20 protein-coding genes are annotated in these 22,188 nt (G+C 50.0%); 10 read left to right on the plus strand and 10 right to left on the minus strand.

Annotated elements, in window-relative coordinates; translation table 11 throughout:
- Positions 1-37 precede the first annotated feature (37 nt).
- The 5 genes from R3F50_18770 to R3F50_18790 all read left to right on the plus strand — a co-directional run bounded on the left by R3F50_18770 (position 38) and on the right by R3F50_18790 (position 5,699).
- A complete protein-coding gene (locus R3F50_18770) occupies positions 38-904 on the plus strand; it encodes an alpha/beta hydrolase (protein MEZ5492331.1) in 867 nt (288 codons plus the stop codon).
- 260 nt (positions 905-1,164) lie between these two features.
- Positions 1,165-3,387, plus strand: a complete 2,223-nt coding sequence (locus R3F50_18775; protein ID MEZ5492332.1) for a hypothetical protein — start codon at positions 1,165-1,167, stop codon at positions 3,385-3,387.
- A gap of 93 nt (positions 3,388-3,480) precedes the next feature.
- Positions 3,481-4,347 (plus strand): alpha/beta hydrolase, encoded by an 867-nt coding sequence (locus tag R3F50_18780; GenBank protein MEZ5492333.1) that lies wholly within the window; start codon positions 3,481-3,483, stop codon positions 4,345-4,347.
- Positions 4,348-4,473: 126 nt separating this feature from the next.
- A complete protein-coding gene (locus R3F50_18785; GenBank protein ID MEZ5492334.1) occupies positions 4,474-4,920 on the plus strand; it encodes a GNAT family N-acetyltransferase in 447 nt (148 codons plus the stop codon).
- A 149-nt stretch (positions 4,921-5,069) separates the two neighbouring features.
- Positions 5,070-5,699 carry a hypothetical protein gene (locus R3F50_18790; GenBank protein ID MEZ5492335.1) on the plus strand — a complete coding sequence of 210 codons (630 nt, stop codon included), beginning with the start codon at positions 5,070-5,072 and terminating at the stop codon, positions 5,697-5,699.
- Positions 5,700-6,008: 309 nt separating this feature from the next.
- On the opposite strand, the gene R3F50_18795 is transcribed toward R3F50_18790, so the two are convergent.
- The 3 genes from R3F50_18795 to R3F50_18805 are packed head-to-tail and all read right to left on the minus strand — an operon-like array spanning position 6,009 to position 8,337.
- A complete protein-coding gene (locus R3F50_18795) occupies positions 6,009-7,577 on the minus strand; it encodes an IS66 family transposase (protein MEZ5492336.1) in 1,569 nt (522 codons plus the stop codon).
- Between the two features lie 56 nt (positions 7,578-7,633).
- Positions 7,634-7,969, minus strand: a complete 336-nt coding sequence (gene tnpB, locus R3F50_18800) for an IS66 family insertion sequence element accessory protein TnpB (protein MEZ5492337.1) — start codon at positions 7,967-7,969, stop codon at positions 7,634-7,636.
- Positions 7,966-8,337 (minus strand): transposase, encoded by a 372-nt coding sequence (locus tag R3F50_18805; GenBank protein MEZ5492338.1) that lies wholly within the window; start codon positions 8,335-8,337, stop codon positions 7,966-7,968. The genes tnpB and R3F50_18805 overlap by 4 nt, the downstream gene beginning before the upstream one ends.
- Before the next feature lie 499 nt (positions 8,338-8,836).
- On the opposite strand from R3F50_18805, the gene R3F50_18810 reads away from it, so the two are divergent.
- The 4 genes from R3F50_18810 to R3F50_18825 all read left to right on the plus strand — a co-directional run bounded on the left by R3F50_18810 (position 8,837) and on the right by R3F50_18825 (position 12,347).
- The gene (locus R3F50_18810; protein ID MEZ5492339.1) at positions 8,837-9,241 is read left to right on the plus strand and encodes a hypothetical protein; all 405 of its coding nucleotides are present in this window, start codon (positions 8,837-8,839) and stop codon (positions 9,239-9,241) included.
- A 2-nt stretch (positions 9,242-9,243) separates the two neighbouring features.
- Positions 9,244-10,575, plus strand: a complete 1,332-nt coding sequence (locus tag R3F50_18815; protein ID MEZ5492340.1) for a relaxase — start codon at positions 9,244-9,246, stop codon at positions 10,573-10,575.
- A 178-nt stretch (positions 10,576-10,753) separates the two neighbouring features.
- Positions 10,754-11,092, plus strand: coding sequence for a helix-turn-helix transcriptional regulator (locus R3F50_18820; protein ID MEZ5492341.1), 339 nt, complete (start codon positions 10,754-10,756; stop codon positions 11,090-11,092).
- Complete coding sequence (locus R3F50_18825) at positions 11,082-12,347, plus strand: type II toxin-antitoxin system HipA family toxin (GenBank protein ID MEZ5492342.1); 1,266 nt, start codon at positions 11,082-11,084, stop codon at positions 12,345-12,347. Before R3F50_18820 ends, R3F50_18825 begins: the two co-directional genes overlap by 11 nt.
- A gap of 148 nt (positions 12,348-12,495) precedes the next feature.
- Here R3F50_18825 and R3F50_18830 read toward each other — a convergent pair whose 3' ends face one another.
- Together R3F50_18830 and R3F50_18835 are read right to left on the minus strand one after the other, a co-directional pair.
- Positions 12,496-13,011: an antirestriction protein ArdA gene (locus tag R3F50_18830; protein ID MEZ5492343.1), complete on the minus strand. Its 516-nt coding sequence runs from the start codon at positions 13,009-13,011 to the stop codon at positions 12,496-12,498.
- A gap of 85 nt (positions 13,012-13,096) precedes the next feature.
- Positions 13,097-13,249, minus strand: a complete 153-nt coding sequence (locus R3F50_18835) for a hypothetical protein (protein ID MEZ5492344.1) — start codon at positions 13,247-13,249, stop codon at positions 13,097-13,099.
- Between the two features lie 260 nt (positions 13,250-13,509).
- On the opposite strand from R3F50_18835, the gene R3F50_18840 reads away from it, so the two are divergent.
- Complete coding sequence (locus tag R3F50_18840) at positions 13,510-13,689, plus strand: hypothetical protein (protein MEZ5492345.1); 180 nt, start codon at positions 13,510-13,512, stop codon at positions 13,687-13,689.
- Between the two features lie 12 nt (positions 13,690-13,701).
- On the opposite strand, the gene R3F50_18845 is transcribed toward R3F50_18840, so the two are convergent.
- The 5 genes from R3F50_18845 to R3F50_18865 all read right to left on the minus strand — a co-directional run bounded on the left by R3F50_18845 (position 13,702) and on the right by R3F50_18865 (position 22,176).
- Positions 13,702-15,165, minus strand: a complete 1,464-nt coding sequence (locus tag R3F50_18845) for a hypothetical protein (GenBank protein ID MEZ5492346.1) — start codon at positions 15,163-15,165, stop codon at positions 13,702-13,704.
- Between the two features lie 317 nt (positions 15,166-15,482).
- Positions 15,483-15,962, minus strand: coding sequence for a hypothetical protein (locus R3F50_18850; protein MEZ5492347.1), 480 nt, complete (start codon positions 15,960-15,962; stop codon positions 15,483-15,485).
- Complete coding sequence (locus R3F50_18855; protein MEZ5492348.1) at positions 15,959-17,149, minus strand: dsDNA nuclease domain-containing protein; 1,191 nt, start codon at positions 17,147-17,149, stop codon at positions 15,959-15,961. The genes R3F50_18850 and R3F50_18855 overlap by 4 nt, the downstream gene beginning before the upstream one ends.
- Before the next feature lie 14 nt (positions 17,150-17,163).
- Positions 17,164-20,196, minus strand: coding sequence for a DEAD/DEAH box helicase family protein (locus tag R3F50_18860; GenBank protein MEZ5492349.1), 3,033 nt, complete (start codon positions 20,194-20,196; stop codon positions 17,164-17,166).
- 12 nt (positions 20,197-20,208) lie between these two features.
- Positions 20,209-22,176 carry a site-specific DNA-methyltransferase gene (locus R3F50_18865; protein MEZ5492350.1) on the minus strand — a complete coding sequence of 656 codons (1,968 nt, stop codon included), beginning with the start codon at positions 22,174-22,176 and terminating at the stop codon, positions 20,209-20,211.
- Between the last annotated feature and the right edge of the window lie 12 nt (positions 22,177-22,188).

The following is a 22,188-nucleotide window of genomic DNA, read 5'->3' on the forward strand; positions in this document are numbered from 1 at the left end:
ATACAAAAGTCTTTCCACTTCTAGACAGGAGCACAACTTGACAATCTTCAGTAGAGTTCAATTGTTGTTATCACTTCTCCTAATTTGCTTGCCAGCGTTTTCGGCCGAAAACCAATCTATAGTTGAAGATGAAGTTTACGGGCACAAAGATGGCTTAGCTTTGACTTTTGATGCTCACCTTCCTATTGATGGAAATGGAGCAGCTGTAATCATTATCAATAGTGGCGGGCATAGGTCACCAAGGTTTGATTTGGGGGGTGCTTATGCACAAAGCGACCTGCCTTCAATGAGTCCACATCAACCCTTGTTAGAAGAAGGCTATGTCGTCTTTGATCTACGTCATGGGAGTATTCCACGTTATTCGATACCCGAAATTGTCGTTGACATTCAGCAAGGCGTAGTTTTTATTCGCCAGAACGCAGAGCAGTACGAAGTAAATCCGGAAAAAATAGGAGTGTGGGGGCAGAGTGCTGGGGGTCATCTGGCTCTCTTAGTCGCTCTTAATCCAGAGCTAGCATTGGCCGCTGAGTCCGGAGGTAATGAGTCACACCTTGTTTCAGCAGTGGTCGCTATGGCACCACTCACGGACCTAGCCAGTCTCATGGGGTCTTCAAGAGAAGGCTCACCGGGACCCCCAGGCATGGATTTTATTAAGGAAAGATACCCAGATTTTTCGCCATCGTCTTTTGCTTCAGCTGGTGACCCGCCTACACTGTTAATCCATGGCACTGAAGACAATTTGGTTCCGATGTCACAAAGCCAATTGATGCACAATGCATTACAAGACGTGGGTACTGATGTTCAACTCTTAGTAATTGAAGGCGCAGGACATCTGCTATGGTTACGGGATGAGATTTTTTCGCCAACTTTAGATTGGTTTAATAACCATTTGTTGGGGAATTAGAATGAGACCATACAAAGTTTTCAATCGGTCGGCCTCACTACACAGCGCATTCGGATTGAAAAATGTCTGCTGTTGGCCGATTGCTGTCTTTCGCAGGGTTGAATTTCAGCAATAGCTGCGGGACTGGAGCCGACCCGTTGCAGACATTAGCAATTTTCCAGAAACCCTTAAAATTCGGCTCTCCAAAGCAGACGTTTAGGCGGATATTCCTTCTATGCTAGACTCCCAGCATAATAGTTTATAAGAATCAGGGACCCTTCATGGGCAAGCTGTACGAAGAGTTAAAGCGCCGCAGGGTCTTCCGCGTGGCTGCGGTGTATGCTGTGGTGGCTTGGGTGTTGATTCAGGTAGCAGACACCATTGCCCCGCTGATGAACTTACCCGATTCAGCGCCGCGGTTAGTGCTGTTTCTGTTGATTATTCTTTTTCCTGTCGCCTTGTTTCTAGCCTGGGCCTATGAGGTAACACCTGACGGAATCAGAGCCGACTCAGGCGTTCAGCCACAACAGCGCATTGACCAAAGTACTGACCGAAAGCTTATCTACGCTATTCTTATCCTGGTTTTACTGGTCGCTGGTTTTCAGTTTGCCGATCGCTTTGACTTCGATACACAAGCCAGCTTAGCGGGTGCCGAAGTGCCCCGCGCTTTCCTGCCGGAGACCGCTTCAAGGTCGGCCTCGGTCGTGCGCTTCAAAGTCCCGCTCGGCGAAGAAGCTCAAGTTTATCTGGGGGGTATCCAGGACGGCGTGTGGGGGCGTCCGAGCAACACATCGCTGGCTCTCTCCCCTGACGGAGCAATGCTGGTTTATGCAGCGTGGAAACCTGGAGCCACTGGCAATTTGGAGTCCAGCCTCTATACCCGGCGCCTGGACCAGGAACGGGCCGACCCCATCCCGGGTACCGAAGGTGCCATGAATCCGTTTTTTTCCCCTGACGGAGCCTGGATCGGATTCTTTACCGGGCGATCATTGCGGCGGGTCACTGTAACAGGAAGCGATCTGCAGATGATCGACCCTGATACTGACATCCCTGAGGGGAGACCACGGGGTGCCTCCTGGGGTGATAATGACACCATCATCTTTGCTGGCAATGGCGGGTTATACGCTGTGGCGGCAAACGGAGGTAATTCAGAGCTGGTGGCGGACATCGGCAATGAAACAGGTCAATTTCGCCGTTACGCACAACCCGACATGATGCCAGGCAGTGCTACCGTGCTGTTTCACCGCGCACGTTCTGCAGATCCGGAACGGGCTGTGATTATGGCGGTGAACCTCAACACCGGCGAATTGACCACGGTTCTGACCAATGGAATGAATCCTCGATTTATCAAAACGGGTCATCTGCTCTTCATGCGTCAGGGTAGTTTAATGGCGGCTGGTTTTGATCCTGACACCTTGGAGGTCCAGGGTCAGCCCATCCCTGTTTTAGAGGATGTCATGCATGCGGTGACGATGCCAAATCCAGGTTGGTATACCGGCGCCGCTCAATTCGCATTCGCTGAGACTGGGGATCTGGTTTACGCTCAGGGTGGCAACTATCCAGCGCGGCCCCGCGACGTGTTAAAGATTGGGCTGGACGGTCAAGCAGAGTCGCTTAATCTTGACCGCCTTGAAACGCTGACTCTCCGTTTATCACCCGGGGAAGACAAGCTTGCTTTCACTGCTGGAATTGGGGCGGCAAAGAGTGTTTACATTCACGACTTTAAGCGTGGCGTAACCCAACGGCTTGAAACGGGAGGCTATTCAAACCATTGGCCGATCTGGAGCCCCGACGGGGGCTCTATTGCATTCAGTTCCGATCGTGATGATACTGAAAACGGCGTCGCGAACGTTTATCGCATGGCGGCGGACGCTAGCGGCAAAATCGAACGTCTCGCCGCCTCGGATACACCTCAGTTTATGTCGTCCTGGTCGTCCACCGGCGTGATCGCCTATTTGCAGGGCAATGCGCCAAGTGACATCTGGGTACTGCCGCCAGAGGGCGAGCCGTCTGCGTTTTTTGTATCCGAGGCCAACGAAGAATATGCCTCTTTTTCGCCGGATGGGCGCTGGCTGGCTTATACATCAGATCAGACCGGCCGCAGAGAAGTCTATGTCAGGCCCTATCCCGGTCCGGAACCGGCGACCTTAATCTCCTCTGGTGGCGGGTCGGCACCAGCATGGTCAAAGGACGGTGCACGTCTCTACTACCGTAGCGCGGGACAGATGATGGCGGTCGATGTTGCGCCCGGTGCAAGCTTTCAGGCAAGCCGAGCTGTAACTCTAATTGAACGCTTCAGCTATAACAGTGGTGGCCGGGTAAGAGCCTACGATGTTTACGCAGACGGTTCGTTTGTCGCCAACAACATACTCGATGCGCAGGAAGCATCGACTGATGCCGAACGTCCGGTGTCTATAAGTCCAAACCGATGGCAATTAAGAGTTGCCGAGGCTCATGTTATTCTGAATTTCTTTGAGGAGCTGAAGACAAGGATGGTGAATTAGAGCCGGGGATAGACCACGATTTACTACGACTGCTCTTGGCCGAGACCTGAAAGGTAAAAAGTGAAGAATGCTAGCAATCTAAATTTAAAAATAGTGTTTTCTGGTTGGTCTCGTAATTTTTTAGTATTTCTAACCTGTGCCGCGTTACTGTCCCGTAACGTAGTCTGGAGTGCTGAAACTTCTCACGAGATTGAGCAGTTCTCCGTATCTTTAGGTGCCGACACAATCGCCGGCGAGGTCCACCGAATAAAAGGTTCAGAGCCCGCAACTGCCCTTATCATAGCCGGTGGCTCAGGAGTCTGCTCACGTTCTGATACCAGTTCTGCGGTACCCCTGTTCTTACGGGGAAAGACAGCAATAGTTTTGGTAGACCGCCGTGGCTGTGGCACTTCGACTGGAACATTTACACGGCCTGGAACACGCAATAGTCGATGGCTGGTGCCTCGATTAGCCATGGATCTCGAAGCAGTTGCAGATTATCTACGGACCGATGGTTTTTCTCGCGTCGGGGTATTAGGGTCAAGCTTCGGAGGGTGGTTGGCTGTGTCTGCGGCGGGCGGAGATCGGCTGGACTTTTTTGTCACAATGAATGGAGGAGCTCAGTCAGTAGCAATGTCTGATACTTTCGACCGCCTTACAGATGATGGGATGACTATTGACCAGGCTATTACCGAAACACGCGCGACAGCACTGATTCGTAGTTACGATCCCACTCTTGATCTTGAACGCATAAGCGTGCCGGGAGTTTTTATACTGGCCACTAATGATGCCTCAAACCCTATGGTCCTTGATAAAGAAAGTATCGAATATTGGAGACTCAGAGGAAAACCCTTCGAGGCGATTATTGTAAATGATGCAGATCACGAGCTTGTAAATACAACTACGGGTGAGGTTGATCTCAACTGGGTTCCAAGAGTTAATGCGTTCATAGAAGGTAGTCTCGATATAACGATCAATTGAAAATTTCAGTCAGCGGTTTTACTTACTCTTTTGGCCGGTAGCTGCCGTTAAGAAGCAAAGGCGAAAGACTTGGGTATGGACAGGTAAAGCACTTGGCGTCTAATGATATGGCACTATGGTTGATGTATGCGCGTTAGGAAAGCTGTCCCGGAAGACCTGAATGTCATTGTTGATTTCATTTCTCTAGAAGCAATGGATGCAGAGGGGCGTATTCAAGATCGCGAAACTCTCGAACAGGGAGTCGGAGCTGGCCTAAGGGATAGCGCTATATCCGATTATTGGCTTTTAGTTGATGATCGAGAACAAGCGGCCGGTTGTGTATCGGTGATCAAAGAATGGAGCGACTGGAATGCCGGTTATTATTGGTGGATTCAAAGTATGTATATCTCGCCGGAATATCGCGGCAAAGGATTTATGAGCCTTTTGATTGATACAGTCGCTAAGTCGGGCCGCCAGCAGAACTGTCTTGAGCTAAGGCTTTATGTTCATACTAATAATAAGGCCGCAATTCGCGCGTATGAAAAAGCAGAATTCGAGTATATGCCTTATCGTCTCATGTCAAAGCGAATCTAATACTTTAAAGACGGGGATGAAGTCCTCTTCTGGCCGAAAGCTGCCAGCGGTAAAGTTTACACTTTGGCCACTGTGCCGCGGTATCGGCTCAGTTAAAATGACAAAACCTTTCCTTAAAGGATGACTGAAAGGTAAAAAGGAGTCGATGCATGACGGAAAGTAAGACAAACACGATCAATGCTGACTCAACTGCGTCTCACTCTCTGTTGCGCGCCGAAAATCACATTATCCGGCTGACCTTCTGGCAAACCATCCTCTCGGTTGTTGGTGTGGTAATTGCTGTTCTCGCCCTCTACGCGGCGCTTACTGAGTCTGCCGCGGTTCGCCAGCAGACCGCGGCAGCTGTTTGGCCGTTTGTGCAGCTGAATATTGAAAATTACGATACGGGCGACGCTGCAGGATTTTCCTTGGGGTTTACAAATGTCGGCGTTGGTCCCGCAAAGATGCAGGATGTCCGCCTTAGCATCGATGGGAACGTCACAAGAAACTGGTCAGAGCTAGTTGCCAGCGTAGACGGGGATATCGGAGCCACAATCAACCGAGACTTTATCAGTGATCGCGTCCTGCGACCCGATGAAAAAGTTTTCATTTTCAATACCGAGGACGCTGATCTAGCGCGAAAGCTCATTGGTGCCGTCGGCAATCCGCGAGCCTCACTCACATTTTGCTACTGCTCGATATTCGAAGAGTGCTGGCTTGCGGATAGTCGCAAGGACCTGCAGGCGCCGGAGCTAGTTGAGGCCTGTCCGGACTTCGGCAGTGAGACGTATCGCAACTAGCAAGCGCAACCGCCGACTATGACGACTTGAATTTGCGCAACAACGAATCCATGTAGGTATGGTGACGTCTGCTGTTGGCCGAATTCGGAAGTAAGGGCCTGCTTAGAACTACCCTCTTTGCTTTCAAACGAGGTCATTGAAGCCCCACCACAGCAATTGGCATCCCTTTCCTTTCCGTACCCTTCCCAACCTAACCCCTTAAACTGGGATAACGGGGACAGAAATAGTTTTCCCAGTGCAATCGCGGCTTCGATTGAGAGTTCGTACCCCGGGAGGATTGATTCGTAACCGTCCGGCCATCACACCTTGCTATTCCGGCTGCCAGTTATGTGGCAACAGGTCATGAATGCGGCTAGCCTTCTGAGTCGGTAGCCTGGCCATGACATCTTTTAGGTATGTGTAAGGATCAAGCCTGTTCATTCGGGCTGACTTTATCAGGCTCATCACAGCAGCCGCGCGCTGACCACTGCGCAGCGATCCGGCGAACAGCCAGTTGGAACGCCCCAAGGCCCACGGGCGGATCTGATTCTCGACCCAGTTGTTGTCGATAGGCACCGCGCCATCATCGAGATAGTGGGTCAAGGCACGCCAGCGTTTCAGACTGTAATCAATGGCTCTGGCCGTAGCCGATCCGTCCGGTACCTTTTGCCGCTGCGCCAGCAGCCAGGCATGGAAGTTCTCCAGCAGTGGGCCGGCCCGTTGTTGTCGCAGTAGGCAACGTTGCTCGTCATTCAGATCCCTGGCCTGACGCTCGATCTCGTACAACTGACCGATGCTATTCAGCGCACTGGCCGCCAGGGTGCTCTTGTTGGTAGCGTGCAGCTCAAAGAACTTGCGCCTGGCGTGGGCCATACAGCCGATCTCGGTGACACCCCGGCCGAACCCAGCCTTGTAACCACTGTAATCGTCGCACACCAGTTTGCCCTGCCAGTCGCCCAGGAAGGTGCGGGCATGCTCCCCGGCACGGCTGGGCGCAAAGTCATAGACCACTGCCCGGGTCTGGGCATAGGGCGTTGTGCAGTAAGCCCAGATGTAGGCGCGGTGGGTTTTCTTCTTGCCCGGCGACAGCATTGGCACCGGCGTCTCGTCGGCATGAACCACCGGGTGGCTCAGGATGGTCTCGCGCAAGGCATCCGCCAGTGGCTGCAACACCACACCGCAGCGACCCACCCATTCGGCCAGCGTGGAGCGGGGAATACCCAGCCCGGCACGTTCGAAGATCCTTTCCTGACGGTACAGCGGCAGGTGGTCGGCGTACTTGGCCACCAGCACCTGTGCCAGCAGGCCAGTGGTCGGCAGACCTTTATCGATTACGTGCGCCGGTACCGGTGCCTGCACCAGCGTTTCGCAGTCTTTACACACCCACTTACCACGAACATGCCGCTCAACGGTGAACTCACCGGGGGTATAGTCCAGCTTTTCGCTGATGTCCTCGCCAATCCGTTGGAGCTGACAGCCACACTGGCAGTGGGTGTTGTCCGGCTCGTGCTCGATCAGCCGGCGTGGCAGCTCCGGTGGCAGGGGTACACGCTTGGGTTGTTGTTTCGGCCTGGACTGTGAGAGGGGGTCAGCCTGCGCCGCCTCCAGCTCCGCTTCGATGCCGCCCACGTCGGCGTCGACGATGTCTTCCAGGAGAGTGCGTTGCAGAACGTTCAGTTGTTCACTGTGTTTACCGAAGCGGTGACGTTTGAGTAACGCCATCTCGTGGGTCAGTTTCTTGTTGAGTGTTTCGAGGTAACTGACGCGGTGCGTAAGGCTGTCGTTGCGTTCAGTCCGCTGCTGAAGTGTCTTCTCCTGCTCGGCGAGGCGCGAGAACAACGAGGCAGTCAGGGCTCGTAGTTGCTCGGCATTAAGCTGGCTCACGTCGGGATGTGACATGGACCAAGTATGCCACCGATGGTCGGTCAGTGCGACTCAAAGAGGCCCGGCATTCACTACAAAGCACGAATGACGCCCGCCTCACCGAGGCGCTGCCACGGCAGCCCCTGAACCAGCGCCTGAAGCTGTTCTTCATCCACGAGAAGGTGCTTGCCGCGCCAGGGTTCCGCCCAGTGGAACTTGCCACGGTTCAGGCGTCTGGCACACAGCCACAGCCCCAATCCATCATGCACCAGAATCTTTATCCGGTTGGCACGCTTGTTGGTAAAAGCATAAGCACAGTGTGGTCTGGCACTGCCGAACACCTGGACTACTCGGGCCAGCGCCTTATCCGGCCCGGCACGCATATCCAGTGGCTCGGTGGCCAGCCAGATCGCCTCAATACGGATCACTGCAGCAGGTCACGTAACAGTGCCAGACAACGATCCGACTGAGAGACTGGCCAGCTCACCTTGATCGATTGTTGACGGAAGGGAATCTCCAGACGGACACACTCGTCCGCTCCGCTAGCCGAAGCAGGCCGTGGCACTTGCGTCGAATTGATCGGTAGTGCTACAAAACCTGGAGTGGTTACCGGCAATGAATTCGTTTTGGCCTGACGGATCCACTTATGGACCAGGTTGGCATTGAGGTCATGTTCTCTGGCGACCCTGGCAACAGATGCACCGGGTTCTTGGCAAGCGGCTACGATCCTGTGTTTGAAATCCGGGGCAAACCTTCGACGCTTAACAGGTGTGGCGAATACGCTTAGTTCGTTCATGATAGTGTCCACTAAAAAATAGGTGGACACTATCGGTAGATCAGGCTGACCAGGCAAGATGGGTTCCCCGGCCGCTTACATTGATTCGGAATTAGGCTGAGCCTAATTCCTCACCCTTCGGGCAGCCTGCGGCTGTCTGCGCCGCTGCGCGGCTTTCGAACCTGGGGAGGTTCTGCTGCTCTCCTGGGAGTGCCATATTAAAAAAGGGCCCCAATGGGACCTGAGAGTTCGTACACCGGGAGGATTGATTCGGAATTAGGCTGAGCCTAATTCCTCACCCTTCGGGCAGCCTGCGGCTGTCTGCGCCGCTGCGCGGCTTTCGAACCTAGGGAGGTTCTGCTGCACTCCTGGGAGTGCCATATTAAAAAAGGGCCCCAATGGGACCCTTTTTTAATATGGCGCACATCGAAGGAGAAACTTCGAACCGCCTTTTTCAGACATTAGAGGAATGGAATGAGTTTCTCAAGAAATATGCGCCATTCTTCAAGGAGGTGGCGTAATGAGAACACCTCCTACAAAATCAAGCAAAAACAACAAGATACCCACTCCATTCTCGCTCAGGCTCACTTTCGAAGAGCGAGCAGCTTTAGAGCAGGAAGCCGGAGATGAGCCGCTAGGTGCTTATATCCGCAAAAAGCTGTTAGGCAGCAAACGGAAGCCCAGAAGACGGCGCAGCCGTACCAGAAAACCTCTCAAGGATGAAAAAGCTCTGGGTGAGCTGTTGGGCAAGCTTGGCGAGTCCCGTCTTGCCAGCAACGTCAACCAGCTCGCCAAAGCGGCCAATTCTGGCTCTTTACCTGTCACGCCAGATACCGAAAAGGCACTCCAAAATGCCTGTGACGACGTGCGAGCCATGCGCATGTTGCTTATGCAGGCGCTGGGCTATTACTCCTCGGAGGTGTAGCCATGATTTTGAAGGGTAGCCAGCGCTTAGGCGGCAGGCAGCTCGCCGCGCATTTGCTCAAAACTGAAGACAACGAGCATGTCGAAATCCACGAGCTGCGAGGGTTTATGTCTGAAGACCTGCCTTCCGCCTTCAATGAAGTCCATGCAATCAGCAAGGGTACTCGCGCCAAGCAGCCTTTTTTCTCCCTGAGTCTCAGCCCACCGCCTAACGAGCGTGTGCGTATTGAGGTCTTTGAAACAGCTATCGAGCAGATAGAGCAAAAGCTCGGTCTGGAAGAGCAGCCTCGCGCCATCGTATTTCACGAGAAAGAAGGTCGCCGTCATGCCCATGTCGTTTGGTCGAGGATCGACACAGACGAGATGAAGGCTATCAACCTGCCATTCTACAAAATGAAGCTGAAAGACGTATCCAGGGAGCTGTATTTGGAGCACGGCTGGAAAATTCCACCAGGCATCATTGATCGCAAGGATCGGAACCCACTCAACTTCAGCCGTGAGGAATGGCAGCAAGCTCGCCGCGCTGGCCTGAACCCCAAGGATATTAAGCGCACATTTCAGGAATGTTGGGCTATCTCCGATAACCGCAATGCTTTCTCACAAGCCCTGCTCAGCAAGGGCTTTGTATTGGCTCGCGGGGATCGGCGCGGATTTGTTGCCGTCGATTATCAGGGCGAAGCCTACGCAATCGCCAGATATACAGGCGTAAAGGCCAAGGATGTTCGCCAGCGGCTGGGTGATCCGCAAACGCTGCCATCTATTGAGCAAACCAAAGACAAAATCGCAGCGGATATGTCCAAAAAACTTGAGCAGCACCTATCTCATGCTGAAGCAATCAAACAGAAACGCTCCGCTGCGTTTGAGTTCAAACGCCAACGTCTGGTGGAAGAGCAGCGTAAAGAAAGGCAACTTCTGGAACAGTCACAGCGCAAACGCTGGGATGCAGAAACACAAGAGCGTTCACAGCGCCTATCTAAAGGGCTTATGGGTATCTGGCATCGGCTCACAGGTAAGTACGAAAAGACAAAACGCCAGAATGAACTGGATGCGCTTGTCGCCTTCCAGCGTGATCGTCATGAGAAAGACGAACTGATATTCAAGCATATCCAACAACGCCAGCAGCTCAGCCTGCGCCAGCGCAGTGAAATCCATACTCATGAGCTGGAAATCAAGCTGTTACGTCAAGATATTGAAGATTACCGGGATTTAAAAACCGGAAAATCCAGCACTCTAAGGAGTGAATACCGCAAACGGTCAGCGCAGCAGGAGAACGAACGAAAACCCCAGCCAAAACGGGACAAAAACCGAGATCGCGGGCATGAGCCGGAAATCTAGCACCCTTTAAAATTGAAATATATGATCCATATATAGACCGTATAAACACATTACGGTCTATATATAAGCCATTTTTTACTTGCTGAATCAGGCAAACACTGATACGCTGATTCATGTATAGATCATATAAAGACTATATGATTCATAGAGAGGCCAAAGGAAAAGTCAAAGGTGAGTTATGCCCAAAGTATCGGCACGCACATATTCCCGCTATAGCCTGGAGGCCATCAGCCTGCTTGGCAAGCTGATCCGTGCGGCGAGAAAAGAGCGCAAGATGACCGCACAAGAGGTCGCCGACCGCGCTGGAATTTCTCGCGGTCTGTTGCAGCGTATAGAAAAAGGCGATCCCAAGTGCGAACTGGGAGCAACCTTTGAAGTTGCCACCATCGTGGGCGTGAAGCTCTTTGACGCAGAAGCGACCACACTCACCAAGCATATTCGCCAAACAGAAGACAAACTCGCACTGCTACCCAAGTCTGTGCGCAAAAAAGTAAAGGTCGCTGATGATGACTTCTAATACCTCCGATAACGAGGCTTTCGTCTGGATATGGCTACCCGAAGCCACTGAACCCGTTGTTGCCGGAAAGCTGGAAGCTGACGATCAGGGCAACGTGCTATTCAACTACGGTAACAGCTATCTGGAGCGTATTAGCTCTAGCCCTCCGGCCATTTCCATTTACGAGCCGGAATTACCGCTTAAAACAGGCGTATTGCCCTTACTTGATGGGCTAACCATGCCTGGATGCATACGAGATTCTGCACCGGATGCCTGGGGACGGCGCGTTATCATCAATAAAAAGCTTGGGCGCAAAGGCAAAGATACGGATACCGATGCGCTAGGCGAGCTAACCTATTTGCTGGAATCCGGCTCTGATCGTATCGGCGCATTGGATTTTCAGCGCTCTCCCAGCGAATACGTGCCGCGCTCGGCAAACAACGTCCCCCTGGAAGAATTGCTTCAATCCGCTGAGCGGGTTGAGCAAGGCGTACCGCTCACCCCTGAGCTGGATCAGGCGCTTTTCCATGGCAGCTCTATCGGCGGTGCGCGCCCCAAAGCCCTGATCGAAGATCAGGGCACGAAATACGTTGCGAAGTTTTCTTCAAGCACCGACCTCTACAGCGTGGTAAAAGCTGAATATATCGCCATGCGCCTGGCGGCACTGGCCGGAATAAATGCCGCGCCTGTAAGGCTTGTTCAAGCTGCACAAAAGGACATTCTGCTAATCGAACGATTTGATCGTGAGAAAACCGCCAAGGGCTGGACGCGCGAATCTATGGTCTCTGCGCTAACACTCTTTGGGCTGGATGACATGATGGCACGGTATGCGAGCTATGAAACCTTCGCCGAAATTATCCGCCACCGTTTCGGTGATCCGAAGGAAACTCTTGAAGAGCTGTTTTCTCGTATAGTCTTTAATATTCTGTGCGGCAATACCGATGACCATGCAAGAAATCATGCGGCATTCTGGAACGGCAAAACACTGCGCCTAACCCCGGCTTACGACATTTGCCCTCAAGGCCGTGCAGGCAATGAGGCAACGCAAGCCATGCTGATTTCTGGCGACAACAGGCTGAGCAAGCTTAAATCCTGCCTTGATGCCGCGCCCCACTTTCAGCTTTCCGAAGAGAAAGCGAAAGCGATTTTCGAAAAGCAGCGCGAAGCGATTGAGGCAAATTGGGATAAGGTTTGCGATGAAGCAAAGCTAAGCACAGTTGACCGCAATCTATTTTGGGAAAGGCAGTTCCTCAATCCTTTTGCATTTGAAGATTGATGCTCGTCACTTGCCTTTTTTAGCGGCAAGTGCCGCGTTAAACCGCCAAGCCGGAGCAAGGCTTGGCGGCGCAAATTTTCGCAGCCCCACAAAAGGTTCTCAGGCGAAAATTTGCCGCCGGATGATCCGGCGGCCTCACTCTCAGCGGTCAATGATTCCAGAAAACGTGTACTTCTTCATAGGCCGTTTCGATGGTGTAAATATCCCCGCTTAAATCCATATCACGCCCCATGCGCTCATAGTCGATGTAGTAAGCAAGATTTTCAGGAATCTGGCTGGTGTCTTCGGTTAATTGTTCTGCATAGTCCGCTAGGGACTTGTAGCAACCGGAATAATTCTCTTCCATAGCCTTTCTGGCATCCTCAAGATGCCCGCCAAAGTGGCTCAGTAATTCCCCTGCAAGGTCGGGATACTCTTCAATGAAACAGGCAATTTCATGCAATGATTGAATACCTTCGTATTCGCTCACAGAATAACCACCAAATCCTTCATAGTCGTGAATGGCGAATTCTTCCGCGAAGCCTTCGGGGCTTTCGGCCAGCATGGCGTTAATCTGGTCTTGAATGTCATTAATGTCTTGGGTCGCATCTATCCATACGCCGTGTAACTTGCCGTTGTTATAGGCTGCGAGGTCTGCCACGTAAATTCTGATTTCTTCACTCATCGTCTTTGCTCCTGAATTCGCTGTTGAGGTTCTTACAAGCACCGCTTGTGGTGCGCTGCTCATGAACCTCTGGCGACTAGGCCGACTAGGCGGGGGTGAAAGAATCCAGAAAAATTGCGGAGGGTCTGGCTCCGCTGGAAACCGTCATTTTTCTTGATTCTGAGGGGATGCAATGCCCCTCAACTGCTTTCTTGTAGATCACGCTCACCTGCAAGGTGAACACGTCCTTCTCTTCCATAGATAGCCGCTCATCTTCGATGACTGCCCTTCAATGCGTACCGATTACTCGTAACGCTCCATCTTTTCCAGCCGCAACCTGCGGCCTTTTCGAGTGACCTATTCGTTGCATCAGCAAGCCATAGACCAGCAAGCGTGCCGATCCTGTACGGGCACGCTTCTCCATATATTTCGACCATAGGTGCAAATTATGACCTCCTGCGCACAAGCGGCCACACGAAAGGCTGCGATAGGCGCGGCCTCCAAGAACAGGAGGTAACAATGAAACTGGTTACGCGATTTGAACTGGCAGCCAAGAACGAAAACGAGCTGCACGCATATTTAAGAGAGGCGTTTAACGAACTTGCCAGAAGTGAGCCTGATACTCATCAGCGCAGAAACGCACTGGCATCCATCGAGAATATTCAAAATGAACTGGCTTCAAGGGCACCATGCCCTTGAGCCGTGAAGAAGTCATGTATTCGCACTGTCTTCATTGATGATTCCAAGAAACATATTCTGTTCCAGACCTGGAAATTCTGGCACCCACTCAATATCATTTTCCTGTGAATCATAATGATATTCAGTGGTCGAAAAGACCACTTGGCACGAACTGGACTTAACTGTCTCTTTCAGCCGTTGAATGAATGCTGCAAAGTGTTCAGCTTCGATGTCATGCTGGCGGGGTGTATCGAATATGATAAACCCAATGTGCTCGGCTCCTCTATTTATATAGATATCGAAGAAAGCTGCCTTCATCGCTAGAACAACTCGCAGCAAGGTACTGCCACTGAACTGATTAACCTTTTCGTTGCCGAATAAAACCCCAAAATCCGAGTCTACTGAAATATCTCTTGATACATTTCGTGTACTTAAAACATCAAGCCATTCTTTCAATTTCTCTCTGTATTCTGACCTGAACTCTAAAATTCTGAGATCAGCCGAAGCCCCGCCAGAATCCATCGCGGCAATATCATTGTGTAATCTTTCACGCGCATTAAGTAATTCGACATAGCCTTTTTTTTCAGATTCAATACGCTCAACAATCTCCTTTTCGCTCTGGAGATCAATAATCGCTCTAGTAAGCTGACTGATTGCATTAACGAGACCATCGGTGGAATTCCCTACCCTTTCCGACGACAAACTTGTCCGCATGGAAGCAATTTCACTCTCAATTTTTTTGGATTGATCCAACAAATCCTCAAGTCGAACTTCCTGATAAGACGCATTTCGTTCCAAGTCCTTTATCTGGTCACGAAGATAGAGCAAATTTTTTCCGTATGACTCCGAGCTATTAAGAAAAAGCTGACACCGAGAATTAGCACATATGTCATTAAAGGATGTGAATAGTCGCCTTGCCTCTTCATTTAGTGAAAGAGTATTTATCTCAATTTCAATTTCGTTCTTTATTTTCCCCAAACCTGAAATTCGCTCTTGCAAATCTCGGACACGCTTATCTATCTCTTGCTTTTGAGCCACTTTTTCTTGGAGCAAGTAGTTAATGGCCGAATCTGCACCTTCCGTAGCGTCTTGACTTGCTCTCAGATCGTCTAATTCTCCACGAAGTCGCAACAGCTCATTTTCTAGTTGGTGACTTGTGCGTCCAGAACCCTCCCTTTCATTTACTAGGCGCTCAATAAAACGTTCACTTGTAACGATCGCTGTATCTGTTCTCTTTAGCTCATCTTTCTTTTCAATTAGTAGCCGCTTTCTCTCAAAGGAATTTTTTGCAGGAACGCCCAATGAATAGCGAACCATTTCGGCATACTGATCTTTAATGAATGAAGCAGGAGACTTGTAAGCACTAGCGTATCCAGAATCCTGATCCACATAAAACAAGGGCAGGAAAGTTGAAACATAGGCTGGCGTTGGCTCATTTCTATTCGAAGTCAACGTTTGCTCTGGCAATCCCAAAAACCCAAACAAGTATGCAGACATATCTTTCTCGTTGTAGAAAGTTCGAGTCTGCTGCGTGTCTGACTGAGTGCAATCTATATGAAAATCTGATCCTATCTCGCGCCGGAATTCAATATGAACATCCCTGTGTACAGCTTTCAAAACCACGGAAGCACAGTTACTCAAAATATCATCTCGATATCGGACAGGATAACCAAGAGCATAGGCAATTGAATGGATAACTGGAGTCTTTCCACAACCATTTGGCCCATAAAGTTGAGTAATATCTTTTCAAAATTCCAATTTTCTGGAACCCCAACCTCTTGGCCCAGAAGGCTCTATTCTTAGCTCCAAAAGATTCATGTAAGCTCCATCGATATCTGCTTCTCTATTTCTATGTCCCTATACTTCCTCTCTATGAGCCGAAGCGTATATGCGAGATCGGTATCACCATCAATAGCGGCAGCTACTACTTTCTTGCCTAATTCCGTGGCACGAATACGCGAATGGCTTTTGTCTACAAGAACAAGGTCAGCAGCCTCCAAGAAGGTTAAAGCTTTTACCGTCCGCATCCTCAAATTTGCCGACCACCCAAGATGTTGAGAAGAACCTTTGAACCCTGAAAATGTTCTTTCAAAGCACTCTCCCACAACCTGCCCTAGTTCCTCGCTCTTAGGTTTTCTTCTGGATTTGGAAAGTAACAATATTGTCATGGCCAGTAACGGAAGATGGAAAAGAGCTTCATTACTCAGTCTGTGACTAACTGATGAGTCGGAATTATCGAATCGCACCGTGATATTTTTTTCTTCAGCTTCTTCAAAAAACTCGTCGTAATTCATTGCGATTCATTCCTTACCATGGCTGCGAAGACCCCACCGAGCAGAAGCTCCCTTGTTAAGGTACTTGAAATACCCTGTTCCGTTACCTCGTCAAATAGTGTTCCAACATTATTTTTTAAAAACTCGAAGGAGCTGTCTTTGCTTGACCAATCAAACGCGATCTGATCGATCTTTTCCTGTAGAAAATTCAGGTCAAATTCCGCCATACTGTGGCGCTTGTTTCTAAACCAAATATCCCACTTGACTTTGCACTCTGAAGCAAACTCAATCATTCTCTCGCTTGCTCCGGCCTGCTTCATAAGCCTATGAATAATTGATGCAGTTTTGATTGCTTGTGTATCACCACCTTCCTTTAAGTGCCTATATGCCCCCTTAGATATCGACAAGATGTCGAGCATTTCGGCTATACCGACTCCGGCTATTTCATCAAGCTCATGCTCACTGATATCTGGCATAAGTTTTGAAAACGACTTCAATTCGACCAGCGCGACAAGATTGCTAATAATTTCCTCACACTCACCATGTCGGAGGTCAATCTCGCTATACTTAAATATCGTATCTCTTGCTATTGCCGAGAAGCTTTCATCATCTGGGGCAAGATACGAAACATTTGGCTCCAAATTGAGTTTCTTAAGCAATTCAAAAATTTCCGCATCTTCGAGCGGAGTGTCCTGCGGGAAAGCATCATTGAAATGCTCAAGTAACAGGCCGTAATGATTATTCCCCTTAGCTCCGTTAGTCGCGGCCTGTAAGCACGCCTCAACATCATCATCCAAATGCACGTTCGTAAGGAAGACTACTTTTCCACATGAGTTATTAAATTTGATCGTATGGAGTAGCAGCTTTCCTGCAAAACTGTTTGCAATCTTTTCAGGTGAGGCTGACTTTCGTTTTTTGTATAGCCCAAAGATGTCATTTATTGTCCATTGGTAATTTCGCTTTTCTTTCGTCTTAACTTGATAAAAGTTATAGACGTGTTTTCCGTCCAGATTTAGACGAGCAACGTAATCATCCTGATAATCACAATAGACTCTATCAAGCGCATCGTCTTCTAGCAGAGAAAGACACTCATATGCCGCCGCACGAAATTGAGCTTGGTAGCGGGCTATCGTATCGCGGCCAGCATTTTCCCTTGGCACAATTTCGTGCAATTTCGGAGTGCCATTATCTACATTGTTATCCGGCATAAACCCTTATCCTGTCAGTCCACGTATCCCATCATCCCGTCAACGTCCGTAGACTTGATGTAGCGGGCTGGGTTTTCTGTGTCTGTTGCGATTTCTTCAAAATGGCGCTCTCCGCACTTGATTTTCGCGCCTTCAAGGTGGCGCAAATCGTCCCACCATGTGCTGCCTTTTGTTTCGACGACGAAGTACAGTTTTTCCTCGCCATCGTTCTCCACGACAACCGCCCAATCGGGGTTGTACGAACCAAGTGGCGTTGGCACTTTGAACCACGCGGGCAACTTGGCGTAGACCTTCACTTTCTCATTCTTTTCCAAGTCCTCGGCGAATGACTTCTCCACGCCTCCTGAGTCGTACACAACATGGGTGTAGACGGACTTTTGAACTTCCAGCGTATTCTTCAAATAGCCTTTCAGCTCTTCCTGCTCGAAAAGCTCCTGAGCGTAGAAATGGTCGTCACCGATTTTCGTGTACTTGATTCCATCCACCAGCGCTAACCGCTTCGTGCGGTTGATCGCCTCTGAGCAATAGTCGATGAACTGCTGGGGGTTACGAAGGAAGTCTTGTAGCCTGCGGCTCTCCCTGAGAACTTGAACAATGCTCTTTCTGGTGAGTTGGGTCTTGTCCTGCAAGTCAGTAATGATGTCGGGCAATTCGATATCATTCTCGTGGATTGTGGTATAGCCGGATGCGCTGGTTTCCTGAACCCCTACGCCGCCTTTACCGATTGCGATATCTGCCTTTCGGAATTGAGCACGAGTTCTCGTAATTGGCGGACAGTTCCTGATTGCATCAGCACAATCGTTCAGAAGTTTGAGATTGTCGAACTCTACGCGGTAAGTCGTCTTGTACTTGATCCGCTCCCAAAGCAGGCGGAAGTCATCGGATTCAAGAACTGCTTCCCGCGTTCGAATAATCTTCCGGTCATCGGCGTTCTTAATATCCAGCTTGCCCGCCAACTTGCGAAGAACACCCTGAATGTCCGAAGCTATAATGCCTGCCTGTTCCTCTCCATGATCCTTGATAAGCTCCTGCTTGATGTTTTCCGGCAGCTCAAAGTTTCCGTCTTTCAATACTGCGCGGAGACTGTCCTGCACCTTGCCTTTGGCATCCACAAAATGCTGATCCTTGAGGAACTGCCAAATCTTCTCCGACTGCTCTACACCCAAGGGCGCAACCTCACCGTGATCGTTGAGGGTTTGAATGGTTGCGAACTGGTGCGGCTCAACAATGCCAAAGCGAATACCCGTGTCCTGCTCGATCTCTTTTTGCAGGTTCTCGGCAAACTTCTCGTAGTTCTCCGTCGCAATCACGGTCAGCGTATTTACGTCATTACCGCGAAGCCTTTCACCGTTTTGGTTGACACAGAGACGCAGACCACGGCCAAGCGTCTGGCGGCGTTCTCGCTCACTGCCCATGTCACGAAGCGTGCAAATCTGGAAGACGTTCGGATTGTCCCAACCTTCCTTCAGGGCGGAGTGAGAGAAGATGAACTTCAGCTTGGTATCAAAGCTCAGCAGCTTCTCCTTCTCCTTCATAATCAGGTTGTACGCCCGCTCGGCATTGTCGCGGTTTGCCTGATTATTCTCGGCGGTTTCTACGGATCGACCTTTCTTGTCGATGGAGAAATAGCCGTTGTGAACTTCGTCCGCATCGGCATCCAGATCAATCTCCTTGAAGAGACTTTGATACTCCGCTGACTTTGCCAGCTTGCGGTATTCTTCCTCGAACATCCGAGCGTATTTCCCCTTCACTGCGTTACCGTCTTCGTCGTACTGGCGGTAGTGCTCGACGCTATCAATAAAGAACAGGCTCAGCACCTTGATCGGCTTTTTGTTCGCAGCGAACATTAGTTCCTTATCGAAGTGCTCTTTGATTGTGCGCCGGATCATCAGACGCTTGATCTGGTCTGGATCAACACCACCAATGGCATCGCCCGGCCTCAATAGTTGATCGAACCCATCACCTTTAACTTCGATAGACTCGTTGTCCTTTCCGCAGGTAATGGTTCCGATCTGCATATTCTCGTAGATGGATCGACCAGTGATTTGCTCCAGATCGTCACCGTCCTCTACGGTCAAGAATTCTCGCCGTACATTCTTGCCACGCTGCACATCCACTTCGACCTTTGCAGTGATTGATCCTTTCCGATTATGGGTAGAGTCCAACCGGATATAGGGTTTGTTGTGGCCACTGTCGATCTGGAGCGAAGCCACCTCAATCTGCTTAACCAGCCCGCGCTCATAGGCGTCCACAGCATCCAATCGGAAAGTCATGTGATGTTTGTCAACATGGGTAGCGGAATAACGCAGGGTACACAGCGGGTTCATCGCCGTGAGCGCTTCTTTCCCTTTACCCGTCAGGCCACCGTCAACACTTTGCGGCTCATCGACGATGATGATGGGGTTGGTGGCGCGAACGAGGTCAATCGGCTTTTCACCACCTGTGTTCTCGTTCTCCTTATAAAGATTATTTACATCCTTCTTGTTGATCGCTCCGACTGTCGTGACCATGATCTGGATATTGCTACTGGTCGCAAAGTTACGTACCTGACCGAGCTTTGAAGAATCGTAGAGAAAGTATTCGTAGCCCTTGGCCTTTGGATACAAGCCTTCGAAGTGCTCCTGCGTGATTTGTAGCGTTTTGTATGTACCTTCCTTAATCGCAACGGACGGCACGACAACCACAAATTTGGTGAAGCCGTAGTTCTTGTTCAACTCGAAGATCGTACGCAAATACACGTAGGTCTTGCCCGTTCCGGTCTCCATTTCAACGGTGAAGTCGCCACTGGCCAGTTTCTCAGTGGGGCGCAAGCCATTCTGGAGCTGCACCTTGCGCAAGTTCTCTTCAATTTCCTCATCCACCAGCACCAGCCTGTTACCGATACCGAGCTGGCTTTCTTCCATACCCAATGACAAATTGGGGCTGGATTCCGGCTGGAAGGTCACGGTGAATTCAGAGCGGGATATTTCCTGCCCCTTAAACAGACTAACAACCGAGTCTACGGCGGCTTTTTGGTAATCCAGATCGTCTTCAAAATGCAGCTTCATCCAGCAATCTCCCTACAAGCTGCGCACATGGTTTATGCCGTTCTGCTCAAGAATGGCAGCCATGTTGGTTTTTGAAACATCATCGCTGAACGCGCTATCACGGAAGAAGACATGAGTATCAGAGCTTGGCGCAAGCTCGCGGTGCCATTCGACGATACCTTGGCCAATTTCCTCGACCTGATCCTTGTTGATTGACTCACTGAGGCAAGCAAACAGAACTCCATAGCCAATACTGAAAATTGTCCTGTCAATTACTTCGCGACTCTCAATAGGAACGGAAAGATCGACTCCACGCTTTAGAAGAAGCTCGTAAAGAACATCCTGCTCGGTTCTACCTTCCACCAAATGATCTTGATGAGAAAGCAGGCTTTCTTCGAGATCGGATCGATCAGGATTCCAGACTTGGATATTGGAATTACTCAGCTTAAAAGTCCTAAACCCCTTATCTATATCTTGATTCGACCCCTCTATAGAATTCGCTGACCGTTTTATTCTTTCTCGCGAAATCTCCGCAATCGTTTCGAACCCCTGCTCAAATGCTGTTTTGCTATGCTTCTTCGGTACTTTTTTGCCATCCTCAAGCTCAAATGTAGGTTCCGGCAACTGGACACAAATGTACCGTCTATTGGCACCATCTTCGGCATTTTGTGCCATCACGGCATGAGCCGTTGTTCCTGAGCCGGCAAAAAAATCCATTACGATGTCATCATCTGACGACCCAAGAAAGACACACTGTTTTATCAATTCAAGAGGCTTCGGAAACTCCAATACGCCTCCCATATCTATGCGACCCGCCTCTACAGTTCCTTGTTCGCTAATGAACTTTGTATCCGTCCAAATCGACTTGGCTTTTGTTGTACTTTTCCTAGACTTCTCGTAGATATTCCATCCACCATCCCGCTTTTGCTTTGCCCATACCGTCTTTGGGGAAGCGTTTATGCCTTCATTGACCAACTTATCCTTTCCCCAACGCCAACAACTATCTGCGCCTTCCGAATTCCTCGGCAAAACCTCACAATCAAACTCTTCTGTTCTTTCCAGCGAAATGAGAGCCAATCCTTCTTCATTTACACTCTTTGAATTGACGTATATCGGATAGAACAAATTCGGGCGATTATGCCTTCCGAACTTCGGATTACGATTCCTCAACTCCCACAGGTCGTATCCACCATGCTCATCCTCAAATGGGAGTGCTCCTGTTGTTTTCTCCAACTCTCCAAGACTTGATTCCTCTGACTTGTAATAGACGAGTAGATACTCGTGGCACTTTGCAATTTCTTTGTATGTTTGCCCACGCTTGTTGGATTGAACGATAACCTGCGTTAAGAAATTGGCTTCACCGAAAACCTCGTCGCACAATTTCTTCAAATGCGCCTGTTCGTTATCGTCAATAGAGATAAAAATTACTCCGTCTTTCGACAATAAATCTCTAGCTAGTTTCAACCTTGGCATCATCATGGAAAGCCAGTTTGTGTGTTTTCTTCCTGTGGTTTCCGTATTGGATGAAAACTTGATTCCCTCATCATCTACCTGACCTGTGTACTTAAGATAGGTATCCAGATTTTCCTGAAACTTGTCGGGATAAATGAACTCCTTGCCTGTGTTATATGGCGGGTCGATATAGATCATCTTGACCTTATTGGCGTAACTCTTCTGAAGCAGCTTGAGAACTTCGAGATTGTCTCCCTCGATAAACAGGTTTTTGGTCGTATCCCAATCGACACTCGCTTCAGGGCAAGGCAAGAGTGTTCCTGTGGATGGTGTCAGCGCTATCTGGCGAGCCTTTTTCTTGCCATGCCAATTGAGGCCATACTTTTCCTCGCCTTCGTCTAATACTTTGGCATCACCAAGCAATTGACGAAGCGCCTCGAAGTCAACTCCGCCTTCACTGAACACATCGGGGAACAGTTCTTTCAATCGCTCAATGTTCGCTGAAACGATGTCGGCGCTCTCGCCTTCTTCTGGTTGTACTTTCTTCATTCTGCTTCCCAT

It is taken from the genome of Gammaproteobacteria bacterium (assembly GCA_041395725.1).
Lineage (GTDB): Bacteria > Pseudomonadota > Gammaproteobacteria > Pseudomonadales > Pseudohongiellaceae > NORP240.

Coding starts and splice junctions, on each gene's coding strand:
- R3F50_18775 (MEZ5492332.1), top strand. CDS start 1,165: ATGGGCAAGCTGTACGAAGAGTTAAAGCGCCGCAGGGTCTTCCGCGTG.
- R3F50_18785 (MEZ5492334.1), top strand. CDS start 4,474: ATGCGCGTTAGGAAAGCTGTCCCGGAAGACCTGAATGTCATTGTTGAT.
- R3F50_18790 (MEZ5492335.1), top strand. CDS start 5,070: ATGACGGAAAGTAAGACAAACACGATCAATGCTGACTCAACTGCGTCT.
- R3F50_18795 (MEZ5492336.1), bottom strand. CDS start 7,577: ATGTCACATCCCGACGTGAGCCAGCTTAATGCCGAGCAACTACGAGCC.
- R3F50_18805 (MEZ5492338.1), bottom strand. CDS start 8,337: ATGAACGAACTAAGCGTATTCGCCACACCTGTTAAGCGTCGAAGGTTT.
- R3F50_18810 (MEZ5492339.1), top strand. CDS start 8,837: ATGAGAACACCTCCTACAAAATCAAGCAAAAACAACAAGATACCCACT.
- R3F50_18815 (MEZ5492340.1), top strand. CDS start 9,244: ATGATTTTGAAGGGTAGCCAGCGCTTAGGCGGCAGGCAGCTCGCCGCG.
- R3F50_18820 (MEZ5492341.1), top strand. CDS start 10,754: ATGCCCAAAGTATCGGCACGCACATATTCCCGCTATAGCCTGGAGGCC.
- R3F50_18825 (MEZ5492342.1), top strand. CDS start 11,082: ATGACTTCTAATACCTCCGATAACGAGGCTTTCGTCTGGATATGGCTA.
- R3F50_18830 (MEZ5492343.1), bottom strand. CDS start 13,011: ATGAGTGAAGAAATCAGAATTTACGTGGCAGACCTCGCAGCCTATAAC.
- R3F50_18835 (MEZ5492344.1), bottom strand. CDS start 13,249: ATGGAAGAGAAGGACGTGTTCACCTTGCAGGTGAGCGTGATCTACAAG.
- R3F50_18840 (MEZ5492345.1), top strand. CDS start 13,510: ATGAAACTGGTTACGCGATTTGAACTGGCAGCCAAGAACGAAAACGAG.
- R3F50_18845 (MEZ5492346.1), bottom strand. CDS start 15,165: ATGTCTGCATACTTGTTTGGGTTTTTGGGATTGCCAGAGCAAACGTTG.
- R3F50_18850 (MEZ5492347.1), bottom strand. CDS start 15,962: ATGAATTACGACGAGTTTTTTGAAGAAGCTGAAGAAAAAAATATCACG.
- R3F50_18855 (MEZ5492348.1), bottom strand. CDS start 17,149: ATGCCGGATAACAATGTAGATAATGGCACTCCGAAATTGCACGAAATT.
- R3F50_18860 (MEZ5492349.1), bottom strand. CDS start 20,196: ATGAAGCTGCATTTTGAAGACGATCTGGATTACCAAAAAGCCGCCGTA.
- R3F50_18865 (MEZ5492350.1), bottom strand. CDS start 22,176: ATGAAGAAAGTACAACCAGAAGAAGGCGAGAGCGCCGACATCGTTTCA.